The following is a 14,495-nucleotide window of genomic DNA, read 5'->3' on the forward strand; positions in this document are numbered from 1 at the left end:
AAGAATGAAAGAAGTTAGTGAAAAAAGGTCTTTTATCTTCTTTAAGATCTATGGTAGACTGACAAAGATTATTAACTATAGTATAATAAATGATAAAAGACGAAAAGTCGAAAACAATTTTTGAGGTAGAAGGAATAGTGACTGTTTTATTACCTGCGGCAGAATTTAGAGTAAAGTTAGATAATGAGCATGAAATCATCTGTCATGTGTCAGGAAGAGTAAGAAGAAGCAAAATACGCATTGTTATCGGAGATAGGGTGCTAGTTGAAATGAGTATTTACGATAGGAATGCAAAAAAAGGTCGGATAATTAGAAGGCTTAAAGGTATAAGTGAAAGAACTATCTCTAAATAGTCTTATTCTTGCCTCATCATCAGAAGGGCGAATAGCTTTACTAAAACGAATAAATATTAAACCAGGCTTAATTTTGTCAGCAGATATAGACAAAACTCCTTCGAAGAAAGAACTTCCAAAAGATTATTCAATCCGCATGGCAAAAAGTAAAGCTGAAAAAATACAAAGTTTAAATCCAAGTTACTTTGTGCTTGGTGTTGATACGGTCGTTGCCTGTGGCAGGAGAATATTGCTCAAAGCCGAAAACGTTGAACAAGCAGAAAAATACATTCGTTTATTGTCGGGAAGAAGACACAGAGTATATACCAGTGTGTGTTTATTAACTCCTAATCGATTTAAACAGCATATTAGAACTGTAGTTACAATAGTGAAATTTAAACGTCTCAGTGTACAAGAAATTAAATTTTATTTAGCATCAGAAGAGTGGAAAAATAAAGCAGGAGGGTGCAATATACAAGGCCTTGCTGAAATGTTCGTATTGTTTTTACGTGGCTCATACTCTTCTGTTATAGGGCTACCATTACATGAAACTTATTGTTTACTAAGTAATTATTTTAACCTCAACTTATATTGACACACTTTTATCTTTTTCTTGTTGCTGCTTGATACGTTTAGTCCAAGGTAAATCTGGTTTACAATTTTATGCATAATCACTACTATCAGCATGTTCTACTATGCGTTTTACTACTGTGATTTTTACTATCTTTCCCACGTTCTCCTGATAATTTGCCTTTCTTTTGAAGACTTAACCTCTCTTCCTCAAGCTTGTTAGTTAAATATTTATGGTCTACTTGAGACTATACATGATTGATTATTGTGGATTGGAAATGAATAGCTTGGATTTAATTTGTCTAGTATTTCTTCTTTTTTCCTTTTATTTTTTAAATGCTTTACTTCTTTTTTAAAGATTCTTCTCTTTTATAAGAACTTTTCTATAATTAAGCTTTATTATTTTGCCTAATATCTACATTTTCCTCGGTAGTAACGAAGATATTGATTCTACTACTATCGCTATAGAAGGCACACTATGTGCGTCCGCTTTTCTACACCTAAATCATTTCTACTGTTTGGTGTTGAAACAGAAATATCAATAGTTGATCTGCCGTTTTTTGTATTTGTTAAACTGTCATTTTGTCGCTTTTTTTGATTGATGCTTTCCTATTGCTAACATCAACATGCCGTAAATCATTTTTTATTATATAATTTTAATATTATCCTATAAACCTTTTCTTTCTCCTAATTTTCGGAACTCAGGTGTTAAATTTTTTTCTTATTTCTTTATTCACCTCTGAGTGAACTAGTTCTTAGGTGACTATGGTAGAGAAGTTTCTTTTTTCTGAGAGTTTTTTCCGTCACTTAAATCATTTTCACTAATAGACTGTAATCTAGTGTTCTGAAAACCTAAACTTTCATTCTCAAGCAGCTTGAACAATACTAATAACAGTTATTTATATTATTTCTATAAAAGCTTTAGATGATTGTCTACTGTCTTGTTTTATTTCATTTTGCTTTTCTTCACTTTCCTGAATTGTATTTTATGTAAGAATAAACCACCTATTTTTAGATCTCTGTTTACCTTTTAGTTCTTAGCTAGTATAATTATTACGGTAATTAGTTAAGTTTTTATAAAAAAGTTGTGCTACTTAGATGGTGACCGCTGCATTTTAGTTATGCTTGTAATTTTAAATATCTGCTACTCATAGTAAATACTTCTGGATTTCTAGAAGTTAGTTTGAGTATAGTAAGTATGTTAATAAACAATAAAGCAGCAATCGAAATATCAGCAATATCCCAAAGTAATTGAACTCTATTTATTGCACCAACCGGAATAATCACAGTAAAAATTACAATCCAGATTTTAATATATTTATCATTCATAGATACGTAGCGTATTGTTTGTTTTGAGCAAAAAAACCAAGTAAAAATAGTAGTAAAAGCGAAACAAAACATTATGACCATGATTAAATAATCAATATAAGGCCAACTCATAGATCTTTTAAAAGCAAATATACACATATTAGTACTCTCTAAATCAGTGACCCAAGAATCTGTAACAAGTAGTACCATTGCTGTAACAAACACTATAAATGCAACTATAAAAGGTGATATTATTGTAATCAGACTCTGTTCAATAATAAATTTATTGCTATTTTTTTTAGGAACAATTGAAGAATGTACAGTGCCTTCAAGGCCAAGTCCTATATCTGTTGCAAAAATACCACGTAAAGTTCCTACTCGAATAATGGTTAACACTTCCAAAATTAAGCCTAGAGATAAACCAGAGTTGAAACTACTAGTTGTAAGGAAACTGCTTGTTATTAGTTTCAAAGAAGGGAGAATGTTTTTGCTAAACTTAAATAATATAATACCACAAAGTGTAAGATAACTTACCGTCATTATCGGTATCATAGCCGATATAAAAATTTTAATTTTTTTTAAGTTAAAAGCTGCAACAGCAAAAAATATTATAGCTATTATAACCCCGCCAACAACCATAGGAACATCTATTATGCTAAGCGGTATTGATAGAGAATTTACTTGAACAAGATTACCAACAGTTATGGAAGCCATTATCATAATGGCTAGGAACATAGCTGTAGCTTTCTTAGAGTTAAATGCATCAGCCACACAAGATATAGGACCACCTATAAACTTTCCATTTTTTTTCTTTCTGGTCTTCATACTCAGATAACAAGTAACATATTTTATTACAGAAGTGATGACAATAATTATTGTCATCCATAAAATGGAGCCAGGTCCACCGGTTTTTAGAGCAACGGCAGTTCCTGAAATATTTCCTACTCCTAAATTTCCCCCTAAAGTTGTAAATAGGGCAGCTATAGAAGAAAACTTATTTTCTCTTCTTTTGATTCCAATGAGTGAAAGCGCGTATGGTAATCTAAATATTTGTAACCATTTTAGTCTAACCGATAAGTAAATACTGGTAATTAATATGAGTAATATTGTCAGCATTAATAAAACAAATTTTATTGTGTCCATCTACAGGCTGAAAATAAGTGTTTTGACTTGAGTATACAAACAAAAGTTAAAAACACCTAAAGCTATTTCTGTAAGAGTTCATGCAATTAACAAGCTTGTTTCTATCATCTTATAGCTTCTTTAGTATGAGCTAGATAACCCAGCGTGCTAGGGTGACAAGGAAGGAACGTTAGAATGATATCAATGGAGGTGCCTATTGTTTTTTTTAGGATTTAGGCTTTAATTAGCAAAATAAAAAATGAGACCAGCCTCTATACCATGTGTAGTCAATAATCCACTACCTGTATTTATATCTTCTTGTTTTTCAACTCCTATTAATGAAGCTTCTTTAACATTATCATCAAGTGTCGATTTTGCTCCTGAGGTACCTGGCTTTACTTCTCCTAATAAATCTACTTTTAGCTTGTAGCCTTTGCCAAAGGTACCAAAATGTCTATATCCAACACGCATATTTGCATCTTTGCTTATGCGATAATCAAGACCAGCTTTTAATTGATATGCAGGTCCTATTAATGTTTTCCCGAACATCTTCATTCTTGTTAAACCGGTTCCAGCTCCAATATAAGGGGAAAAGGAGAAACTGTTACTTTTTAAGTGATAGCAAGTATTTACCATTACAGATACATTTTCAATTTGGTCACTATCAGCTTTAGCAGCATACATATAAGTTTTTCTGTTTGCACCTTCTCCAATTCCCTTGAAGTATAATATACTCATCCAGCTACCTTTTTGGCTAACATTGCCTACCTTTACAGAAGAATATATTCCTTCTAATTCAGTTCTATAGCTACTGTTACCTAATTTTCCTTCATAACCGAATGCTATACCTCCAGCAAAGGGTGGATTGTAGTCTTTTTTATGCTCACTTAGTTTTTGATCTTTAATCTTATTGGAAATATACATCTTGTTTATAGTTATGTGTTTTCTAGGGTTATTCTCTATTTTTTTCACTTTCAGTAAACCTATGTTATTAAAAAATTGACCGTGGTATCTACTACTAAAGTAAAACCTTTCTGTTTTACTTGCAAAAGACTGTTGCGGTAACAATAAAGCAAATACTGTAACCGCTAATATTTTTTTGTTACTCATTATTATTTCTCTATTTAAAATAGTTAATTTAATACTAATTAATTAAAAATGGCTTAATGTAGAAAACTTAATATAACTTATTTTTTGAGTCAGAAAATAGGTAAGGTTGGTTTTACTTCTCATTATTTTTTAGCTTATCGCTAATATTTTCATCTTCAAACTCATCCTCTTCGTCATCAAACTTGTCATAATCTTTTTCTTCTTCAAATTCATCATCGAATTCATCGTCATCTTCTTCATCTTCAAACTTACCGTCAACATCTTCATTATAGATATCTCCATCTTCAAATTTATCGTTGATATTTGATTTATCGTATGCTGCATCCTTAGTTTGAGCTTTAATAGGGTAATCAACAGTGTTAGACTTCTCTTCAACAGCATTACTTTCTTCGTTATTAACTCTACCATTGCTAGTAGTAGAAAAGACTTTATTTGGATCATATGGTTCCTGTGTAGGTACACGGGTTGGCTTAAGTAGTTTTCTTCTGAAGGTACTATCATTATAGTATAAAATTTTCTTTGATTTAATTGGGTAAGTCGATTCTATCAAGATTATTTGCTCATCACGCGGCAACATAATAATCTCTTGAGGCAACAGCAATGCTCTCTGTGTTTCAGAGATATGTAACGACCTTGAAGCAGGGTTCAAATCTAAAAATTTAGGTTTATTTAACGATTCCTGTTGTACAGTTTTGTTTCCTATAAGCTGCGATATTAAATTAGCCGTTTCAATGTTATTGGCTGCAAAAGTTATTCTATAAGTTGAGTTTGATAAAAAAGAGTTCATTCCTGCTTCTTCGTATATTCCTTTGAGTTGCTCAGTATCTTGAACAATTAAGAATAATCTAACTCTATACCCACGAAAATATGCAATACCAGTTTGAAACTGCTCCATTTTTCCAAGTGTTGGAAACTCATCCATTAAAAATAATACGCCATAAGGCTCGTCATCCAAAGGTAATTTTCTACACAAGAACTCAGTTGCTTGCTGATAGAAAACTTGCATTAAAGGTCTTAACCTATTTAAGTTATCTGGAGTTAAACCAACGTAAACTGTAACTTTCTCCTTTTTAAAATCTAAAATATTAAAATCACTCGTTGTAGTTGCAGTATCGATTAGAGGATTTGCCCATAACTCGAGTGATGAGTTCATTGTTGAAACAACACCTGATCTTTCTTTGTCAGCTTTTTGCAAAAAGGCTGCAATATTCATATATGCTACAGGATGTATAATTTTACCCATCGTATCTAAAACAACAGCAAGATTATAAACTACATCATCACTACGCATCGTACGTACAACTTCGCCAAAAGATTTCACCTTCTCTGGTGTAGCAAGTAAGTATAATACTACTCCAACAAATAAGCTTCTTGCTTCATTTTGCCAAAAATCTTGCTCAGGCATGATTAAGTTTGCTATTTTTTGCACGTCATCAACCATTTGTCCAGGTTTTTCGCTAATCCACTCTAATGGGTTATAACAGTGGCTAATTCCATCTGGCTGTGCTGGATTCCATACATATACTTTTTGTCCTTGTCGTTCTCGCCAACCACTTGTTATTTCATAGTTCTCTAATTTTATGTCGTGTACAATTACCGAATCAGTCCAGAATAGTAAATTAGGAATTACGAAACCGACACCTTTACCAGAACCTGTAGGTGCAAACAACAATGTGTGTTGATATCCGTCAGCAATAAAGTAGCCTCTTTTATCCTTACCAAGCAACAATCCTTTCTTGCTTCTTAACCCTGCCTTTCGTATGTCTTTCTCTGATGCCCACTTTGAATCTCCGTGGAGCGATTCTTTCTTTTTAAATGGACGCCATTCAATTATCCTCTCTCTTAGATTCCACAAAACAGTTATTAAAACAATGATAGGTAGTACGGAAGATGCAATTAATTTAATTGTGAGTTCAGAGCTATATAACTCTGGATGATGCCAACAATATTGTATGTGATCAAAAATTGTTGGCCAGAGAGATTGAGGAAAAGGAGTTAAACTAGGATTAACTGCTTTAAAATCTACACCATCTGGGCCATCAACAAATAGATGGAACAATATTCCAGATAAATAGAAGCAAAACTCCAGTATGCTGAAAACTACAACACCTCCTATCAAAATATTGCGTAGATGGTTTCCACTATGACTCATAAACTACTTTCTTTTATTCATATAAATTTATAAGTTTTTATTTAAAGATCTAGTAAATAATATTTCAGAAATACTTCTTTTTCCCCCGTTGGTTCTTTTTAGTTGAATGATAATATCAATTACATTCTTAATGTATGGCATGATTTGATCTGGAGACATACCGAGGTTTGCTTGCATAATCATCAATTTTATTTGCTCAAGGGCCATCGTTGGACTATCAGCATGAATGGTTGATATTGACCCTGGGTGACCAGTGTTTATTGCTCTAAGGAAACTAAAAGCTTCTATTCCACGTAGCTCGCCAACTATTATTCTATCTGGCCTTAAACGTAAGCACGCTTCTATCAAATCTTGAGTAGTTACTTTTGCCCTGCCCTGCCCTCCTTTGGAGGCAATTAGATGTACTCTATTGAGATGATCATTCAAAATGATTTCCCTTGCATCTTCAACGGTAATGATTCTTTCTTTAGCTGGAATAGCACGCAAAGTAGCATTAGTGAAAGTAGTTTTACCAGTAGAAGTTCCACCACTAATTATGATATTTTTCTTATTTACTACAGCGTACTCTAAAAACTCTTTTATTTTCTTTTGCTTTAATAATAAATCCAGGTGACGATCTACTGGATTATCGGTTACTTCTATAGCAGTTTCAGAAAAAGCTCCCATTTTCTCATAATCGTCTAATACCAATTGCATGGTGGAAGGTTTACGAATTGACATGATCGCTTTATCATGCTCACATGCTGGAGGAAATACTATCTGTATACGGTAACCATTTGGTAATGTTGCTGAAAGCAGTGGTTCTTCCTCACTCAGTTTTTGTTCTGTAGCTTGAGCGATTAATCTCCCAAGAGATTTTAAATGGTCAAGATCAAATACTTCTAATTTTTCACACCTCATTTCACCACGATTTTCAATCCATACTTCCTTTGGCTTATTTATTGATATTTCATTTACACCTTCTTCCTTAAAAAGGCCTTGTAAGGGCTCTAAATATGTGTCAAGTGCGGTATAGTTCATCTTATTAATTTTAATATTGCCTGTGGAGAAAATACTATATCTTGGTTAACAAATACTTTCAACGCAGTGCCTTGATCAACATAAATAGTTGTTTTTTTATCTGTATATTTGTTAACTATATCTCGTATATCTCTAGAAAAATCGTTGATTGATTTTCCAATTGCTTCTTCATAAACAGACTTGTTTTCTTGCTTTTGTAGTAATAGTTTTATATCTTCTAAAGTAACTTCATCAACTTTATTACTGTCGATCGAATTTAACTCTAGGTCTTTTACTACTTGCTTAAATATCTCAACCAGATTTCGTTCGTTAGATGCATTCTTAATTTTTCTAATAGCTCCAATCTTAAGTTTCCACTCATCATTTTTTGCCTTCTCTTCATCTTGCTGGAAACTGCTCTTTCTGCCAATAATGTCCCTAAGAGGAGAGATATCTATTTCAGTTGCAGTGATAGATCTCACTAGATTCATGACAGTAAATACATTAATAAGATTGGAAGCTTTTTGTGCTATAACAGCTGAACTAATTGAGACGCCTGCTAGTAATATTGAAGAAAATAATGCGCTTGCTATTTTGTTATCAATTATGCCAGTGATTCCCGCTCTACCAAGTTTATCGGTACCAGGTGATGAAATAGTAATATCTATTCCATGAGGAAGAATAATTCTATTCCAATTTATATTTATGCTGGCTCTTGCCATATCTGAATCGAACGAATAGCTGCCTATTAATCTCGAACCTTTAGGTATTAAAACTGTATCACCAGCTTCTGCATAAACATCATCACTAACTACAGCACGCAACACACCTTGCAGATCAGAATCTATTGCAGTCTCAAGGATAGCATCGATAATTTTACCTTGAGTAATCATAAATTCTGGTTTTCCTACTTTGTTAGCTGTGCTTAATTGCGCTGAAGTGTTGGATAAAATAGCATTGGCAGCCTTCTTCTCTTTTCCACTATCTAAAACTGCTAACATTTGTGTATTACGTCTATCTTTAGGATAACCACTGTTTCCTATTGTGGGCAATGAAGTAGGTAAATTGCTACTACTAATACTGCTGTAAGGGAAGTTTTGTTTCGGCAGGACAGGTATATTTGACAGATGAGCTTCTTTTGGTTTTTCTTCTTCTCTTTTTACTACTTTTTCTTTTTTAATCTGCCTTACTTCTGGTATAACTTGTGGTGTAGAAAGAGGAGGTAAAGACGGCAAGTCAGTTATTAACCTTTCATGAAATATCGTATCATCTGGAACTTTTTCTAATTTTTCTTTTAACTCTTGAACATTTTGCTTTATTTCTTCTTTTTTAATGACTTCTACATTCTCTTTATCAGAAGAAGGATTAAAATAGAGGTAATACACTCCACTAACTAGAAATACTAAAATAATAATCACTAATACTCTATGGCTTTGATTAGAGCCAACTGTTACTACTTTGCTCTCTATTTCTGACTCATTATCCGAATTATTATGCATCTCTTTATTCATATTATATGAACCAAAGCTAAAGTGATCTATTTATAATTTCGATCTCATCATCTTCGTAGCGTATGAATAGCTTCCTATGCACCCCTTTTATTATAACATAACCATCAAATAACAGTCTTTTACAAGGCAATTTAGCTTTGTTTTCCTCTACAAAAACCTGAGGTATTTTGTTACCATCCCTAAATTTAAAATAGGTTAAATAGCCGTCATCAAACAACTCTATTGGTATTAGATCAGCTTTAACACCTTCATTGATATACGTATAATTGTACTTTGTGGCATTTTCCTGTACTACATCTTCGAGATTATCTACAACATATTGCATTTGGGTAGGAGTAGATATTTCATCTAAATCAACGTCAAACTCATCTTCCTCTTGAGGATAATAAAAACGTACTACATAAGATATATCTTTTTCAGTAGAATAATCATAGCTTGTTTTCTCAGCATTAGTATCTGGGTGTTTATCATAATTCGGTCTTGAGATTAAATCAAAAATATAATCCCTTTTTTTNGTAGTTGTAATAATCATATTAGTACGACCACTAACTTCAAATGGCATAATAAGTAATTTATTATCATAAGGACTAATTTTCCAACTAGATGCATCACCAACGGCGATATTTTTGACTTTCTCTCCTTCTGCAAACTGTATATAAGAATAGTAACCTTGACTGAAAACAACTGTAAATACTTCGTTAGGACTATACACAAAAGTTTTTATTCTGCTGTCTACAGAAATAGGCCTACTATAATTGACTGATGCATTTAAATCATTACTTACCAGTAAAGCTAAAGCTAATAATGTTCTATACATATTCATCATCTACTCTATAAGAAGTAACCTGAAATCCTAACGGGTTAACATACCTTTGCTGATCATTCATTTCAAGTGACGCATATCTATATGACATAATAGCTATTTTATTTTTTCTTATAGAGTTTCCATCTTTTTGTGTAAATTCTACAGTGAACCTCACCTGAAAGGTATTATCATGCAATTTCTGAATTGAGCGAATCTTAAACTCATTTTTAATAAAGTCTGAATATAAACTAAAAAGATCATCCATATTCTGTAGTTTTGTGTAATTTTTAAACTCATTATATACGCTAGGTGAGGAAAATAATCTTACCTTTGTGTAGTAGTTATAATTGTAGTTATATGGGTCAAAAATTTCTCTTGACTTTATATATTCTGCAATAAAATGATTATTTAGCACTTCATCTGCGGAATATTGCTTTACCGTAACAGGATCAACCCATTGCACTATTCCTGATTTTTTTTCAATTTCTATAACAAATGGCTCAATAGTACTACTAGTGCTAATTTTGAATATAGCTAATATGCTTATAAAAATTGCTACCGACAATATTAATGTAAATAGAAGTAGAGTATTTCTCTGAGCAACAACTATGCTATAACGATTCGAATTCCAATTTATATCTTTATCCAACAACTTATTATTTTTTTCTTGCTTAAAAAACTTTAGCATCTTAATTATTTAAAATCTCAACTTATATTAATGAACCCAGTAAATTAACGAAGTAGTTAAAACTAAAAAACTTTTAATCTATGACCTAGCTTACTAAATTTTGTCTCCATATATGAATCATTATATTTATTACGTTCCGTAATAAGTGGTAGACACTTTGTAACCTCTATGCCACTACTTTTCAACTCTAATAACTTCTTATCGTTATTTGTAAGTAATTGGATTTTTTTGATGCTTAATTTCTCAAGCATTTTAGCTGCAACAGTAAAGTTTCTTTCATCATTTTTAAAGCCCAGTATTCTATTTGCATCTACAGTGTCAAGGTTATATTTTCTCTGCATACCATATGCTCTCAACTTATTAGTTAAACCAATACCTCTTCCATCTTGCATCAAGTATAATATAATTCCGCTCCCAGAGTCAGACATTATCTGGATTGCTTGATGTAACTGGCTTCTACAATCGCATGATAAGCTGTCTAACAAGTCACCTGTGTAGCATGAAGAATGAATTCTCACTAATGGTTCACCTTCTTCATTTGGATTGCCAATAATGATTGCATAATGTTCTTTTCCGCGATTTTTAGTTCTGTAAGATATGATATTCGCCTTTTGGGTTTGCCTCAAAAATAGAGATGTTTTGCATACTTCATATATATCATAATCTTGTTGGTAATGATTTATGAATGATGTGTACAATGCAATAACATCATTCTTCTCACACCAATATTGCATTTCATTCTCATCTTTAAAAGTCATATCAACCACCAACGCATATGGCAATAACTCTGAAAACTTAAGCAAAGTGGTAGCATATTTATCTATTGTTTTTGAGCATTGTAACCTCTTTGTATAATCTTCTATCGAACAGTTTATTAAATCGAGCAGTTCATTAAAGTTGCTTACTTGCAAGCGTTTGTTACCACTTTCTCCATTCTTTAATGTATGCTGCATCTTGCTTGAAGTTAAAGTGATATACAGATTTTCTGATATAAGCTTATGCTGATTAAATAAATCTTTCTCCAAAGTTTCAGCAGCAGTAAACAATAGATAATCATTTTTATTATATATTAAAATTGGTAAGCCACGCTTGATTTCGCTAATGGCTCTTTCTACCTTATTTTTACCTTGATTCTCTGTAAACATCTTACCTATATAAACAATAATAAGAAAACTGGTGCGGACGAGAAGACTTGAACTTCCAAGGCCTTATAAGCCACAGCGACCTCAACACTGCGTGTCTACCAATTCCACCACGACCGCACTTCATTCTAGTTTTTATATAATTATTTTAAATTACTTAATCACTTTAAGATTTTTTATCTGAAGTGTCAATCTGATACTAGGATAATTTTAAAATTGCCTATACGATTAAGTAGCGGATTTTATGATTGTAAACTTTACCTATTTAAGGTGATTACATTACTGACTTTTAACTTAGGTTTTTATATAAATGAATGTAGCTAATATTTTTGTTTTTTTGACTTTACTCCTTATAACTAATTTCTATTCTGTTTACGCACAAATATTGTATACTTGGTCTCAAGTTATTCCAGGAAACAAATTAAGTGTACGTGCAATTATAGGTAATAATATATGTCCAATTGCTTATATTGATGGTGAGAAAGTAGAAATGCTAAATCGCAGCTCAATTAACAGTGGCAATCACACCGAAACGGTTTGTGAACTGATAATAAAGGCAAGTGCTAAAAACATTAGTATTGATAATACACAAATTCCCACACTACCAGAAAAGATTAGTAAAATTGCTTTTATTGGTGACACGGGCTGTAGAACAAGTGCATTATTTCAGCAGGAATGCAATTCAGAAGACAGCTGGCCTTTTAAAAAAAATTTAGATTCTATTGCTCTTCATAAACCAGATCTAACTATTCATGTTGGCGATTATCATTACAGAAAAACAAAATGTAGAAATACAAAAAAGTGTGGTAATGTTTATGGATATAATAAAGAAGTTTGGTACGCTGATTGGTTTAATCCTGCAAAGGATATTTTATCGCAATCTTCCTTTCTTTTTGTTAGAGGAAATCATGAAGATTGTAATGGAGCTTATGAGGGATGGTTTAGGTATCTAGATCCATATCCCATTTCATCTGAAAAGTGTGTAGATTGCATTCCTAGCTGGTCTTTAGATGCTGGACCGATTAGATTCTTCGTTTTTGACTCTTCTTCTGGTAAGGATGTTTTTCCAAATCAAAAGATGACTGATACTTTTAAAAAACAATTTAGTAAATTAGTGCAAGATAATTCTGATAAACCTACATGGTTTTTAACTCACAAACCACTTTGGAGATCCCCAAAGAAAGAATTTTTAACACTAAAGAGCCATGGCAATCTTACACAAATTGAAGCTTTTGGAGATAAATTTCCCAGTAACGTAACTACTATAGTCTCTGGACACATTCATATAGCTCAGATATTATTAATGGACAGTGTTCCAGATCAGATCATAATCGGGAACGGTGGTGCATTACTACATGCTCAAGATCAGAAGCCGATTTACCGAAATGTAGAGTTTAGTTATCCAAATAATAAAAGTTATTTAGCATATGAAGTTAGAAACTTTTTTGGCTTCGGTTTTGCAATATTAGACTTAGATGATCACGAATTTACTTTCTATAATCAAGATAATAAAAAAATGTATTCTGTAAAATTGACGAAAGACTTTAAGCTTATGGTATATTAAAGCTATAATTTAGCTTAATATGGCTCTCTTTTATGTTTAATAACAAAAAATATTATAATTGTTTTTCTTATTGCTTCAATGTATACAGTATTAAGATTTGCTAATTATGAATTAGCCAGTAAAGAAAGTGTTAGAAATGGAATGTCTTTTTGTGGTGTAAAGGATACGAAATAAGCATAGAAAAAATGTGACTAGGAAGTTAATATGGGATTAGGTGGTTATGTTCTATCTCAAGTCTACTTTTGAGGCAGATAGAAGTTATTTTAATGATAGGTCTTTTTTTTCAGAAAAACCTTTCCATTTAATAAAATTAATGTAGTCTTTATATTTTTATTTTGTTAATTAGTAGGCTTGAGGTTTCTATTAAACAGTTTTTAATATAGCCTTTACTTTAAATTATAAGCCTATTGATTTTCGAGTTAGATCTAAAACTAATCCTCTGCCATTAACATTATTTTTTGCTAGAGTGAACCCTTGAATTTCACTATTTTTATTGATTACCATATGCAGTTTGGAACTTGTAAACCAGTAATGCAAGTGCTTTTGCTTAACTTTGTAATTTCAGCAAAAACTTTATTTTTTGGGACTCTTTTTCTATAGCTTATTGTGCAATTAGGTATCGAATTAATATAGGATATATGTATTTCTTACTTGCTCACGTAGCCATTGTAGCAAAATCGAATATAATCGGCTTTAGCTCAATAAACCTACATATGAAGGAATATTAGAAAGTCTGACTATGCAATGCCTTTTAGATAGTAGTTGATAAAACGATTTGAAATTTTCGTATCTAATTTCAATGTAGTAGAATTGTTATTATAATTTCGGAATACATTATATTTTTAGTACTCTTGTATTTCCCTTATCATTGGATAATAGCCTACTTGTGAAACTTTCATCTATTATTTCGCAATTATTATCTATAAGATAGCTCTATTATATTTTACTTATTGGGTAATCTTCTGCTATAGCTATGCTTGGAAGTTACCCTGTTTTTCTTCTTTTCTCTATTCTCTTTCTAGTTCATAGTTAGTGTTTTAAAAAAGTACCTATCGATTCCAAAATAAGCTTTTTTCATAACTACCAATTTNNNATACTGGAAATTATTATACTATTTAAGTTTTTAATCGTACATCTATTCCAAATAAACGTTGTCCACAATGAAAAGGTTTCTAGTATAATAGTATAAATA

General features: G+C 31.8%; 11 protein-coding genes and 1 tRNA gene. 3 read left to right on the forward strand and 9 right to left on the reverse strand.

The annotated features are described in order from the left end of the window. Positions 1–89 precede the first annotated feature (89 nt). Positions 90–353: a translation initiation factor IF-1 gene (gene infA / locus HSX44_RS01080; RefSeq protein ID WP_014869087.1), complete on the forward strand. Its 264-nt coding sequence runs from the start codon at positions 90–92 to the stop codon at positions 351–353. Next, positions 331–927 (forward strand): Maf family nucleotide pyrophosphatase, encoded by a 597-nt coding sequence (locus HSX44_RS01085; protein WP_275601936.1) that lies wholly within the window; start codon positions 331–333, stop codon positions 925–927. The genes infA and HSX44_RS01085 overlap by 23 nt, the downstream gene beginning before the upstream one ends. A 1,094-nt stretch (positions 928–2,021) precedes the next feature. Here the strand turns inward: HSX44_RS01085 and HSX44_RS01090 are convergent. The 9 genes from HSX44_RS01090 to HSX44_RS01130 form a co-directional block, all read right to left on the reverse strand. After that, positions 2,022–3,353 carry an alanine:cation symporter family protein gene (locus HSX44_RS01090; RefSeq protein ID WP_275601937.1) on the reverse strand — a complete coding sequence of 444 codons (1,332 nt, stop codon included), beginning with the start codon at positions 3,351–3,353 and terminating at the stop codon, positions 2,022–2,024. A 219-nt stretch (positions 3,354–3,572) separates the two neighbouring features. After that, positions 3,573–4,442, reverse strand: a complete 870-nt coding sequence (locus HSX44_RS01095; RefSeq protein WP_275601938.1) for a P44/Msp2 family outer membrane protein — start codon at positions 4,440–4,442, stop codon at positions 3,573–3,575. Positions 4,443–4,554: 112 nt separating this feature from the next. Further along, the gene (locus HSX44_RS01100) at positions 4,555–6,594 is read right to left on the reverse strand and encodes a type IV secretory system conjugative DNA transfer family protein (protein ID WP_275601939.1); all 2,040 of its coding nucleotides are present in this window, start codon (positions 6,592–6,594) and stop codon (positions 4,555–4,557) included. A 27-nt stretch (positions 6,595–6,621) separates the two neighbouring features. Further along, positions 6,622–7,614 carry a P-type DNA transfer ATPase VirB11 gene (gene virB11 / locus HSX44_RS01105; protein WP_275601940.1) on the reverse strand — a complete coding sequence of 331 codons (993 nt, stop codon included), beginning with the start codon at positions 7,612–7,614 and terminating at the stop codon, positions 6,622–6,624. Continuing rightward, positions 7,611–9,104, reverse strand: coding sequence for a TrbI/VirB10 family protein (locus HSX44_RS01110; RefSeq protein WP_275601941.1), 1,494 nt, complete (start codon positions 9,102–9,104; stop codon positions 7,611–7,613). The genes virB11 and HSX44_RS01110 overlap by 4 nt, the downstream gene beginning before the upstream one ends. A 16-nt stretch (positions 9,105–9,120) precedes the next feature. After that, positions 9,121–9,927 (reverse strand): P-type conjugative transfer protein VirB9, encoded by an 807-nt coding sequence (gene virB9 / locus HSX44_RS01115; protein ID WP_275601942.1) that lies wholly within the window; start codon positions 9,925–9,927, stop codon positions 9,121–9,123. Further along, entirely contained in the window at positions 9,914–10,597 is a 684-nt protein-coding gene (locus HSX44_RS01120) for a VirB8 family type IV secretion system protein (protein ID WP_025264062.1), read from the reverse strand. The genes virB9 and HSX44_RS01120 overlap by 14 nt, the downstream gene beginning before the upstream one ends. A 62-nt stretch (positions 10,598–10,659) precedes the next feature. Beyond that, the gene (locus tag HSX44_RS01125) at positions 10,660–11,742 is read right to left on the reverse strand and encodes a GTP cyclohydrolase II (RefSeq protein WP_275601943.1); all 1,083 of its coding nucleotides are present in this window, start codon (positions 11,740–11,742) and stop codon (positions 10,660–10,662) included. Positions 11,743–11,771: 29 nt separating this feature from the next. Continuing rightward, positions 11,772–11,859 (reverse strand) — tRNA-Leu (locus HSX44_RS01130). Between the two features lie 190 nt (positions 11,860–12,049). On the opposite strand from HSX44_RS01130, the gene HSX44_RS01135 reads away from it, so the two are divergent. Then, entirely contained in the window at positions 12,050–13,303 is a 1,254-nt protein-coding gene (locus HSX44_RS01135; protein WP_275601944.1) for a metallophosphoesterase, read from the forward strand. The last annotated feature ends 1,192 nt before the right edge of the window (positions 13,304–14,495 follow it).

The sequence above is a fragment of the Wolbachia endosymbiont of Onchocerca gibsoni genome, from assembly GCF_029169405.1.
In the GTDB taxonomy this organism is placed as follows: domain Bacteria; phylum Pseudomonadota; class Alphaproteobacteria; order Rickettsiales; family Anaplasmataceae; genus Wolbachia.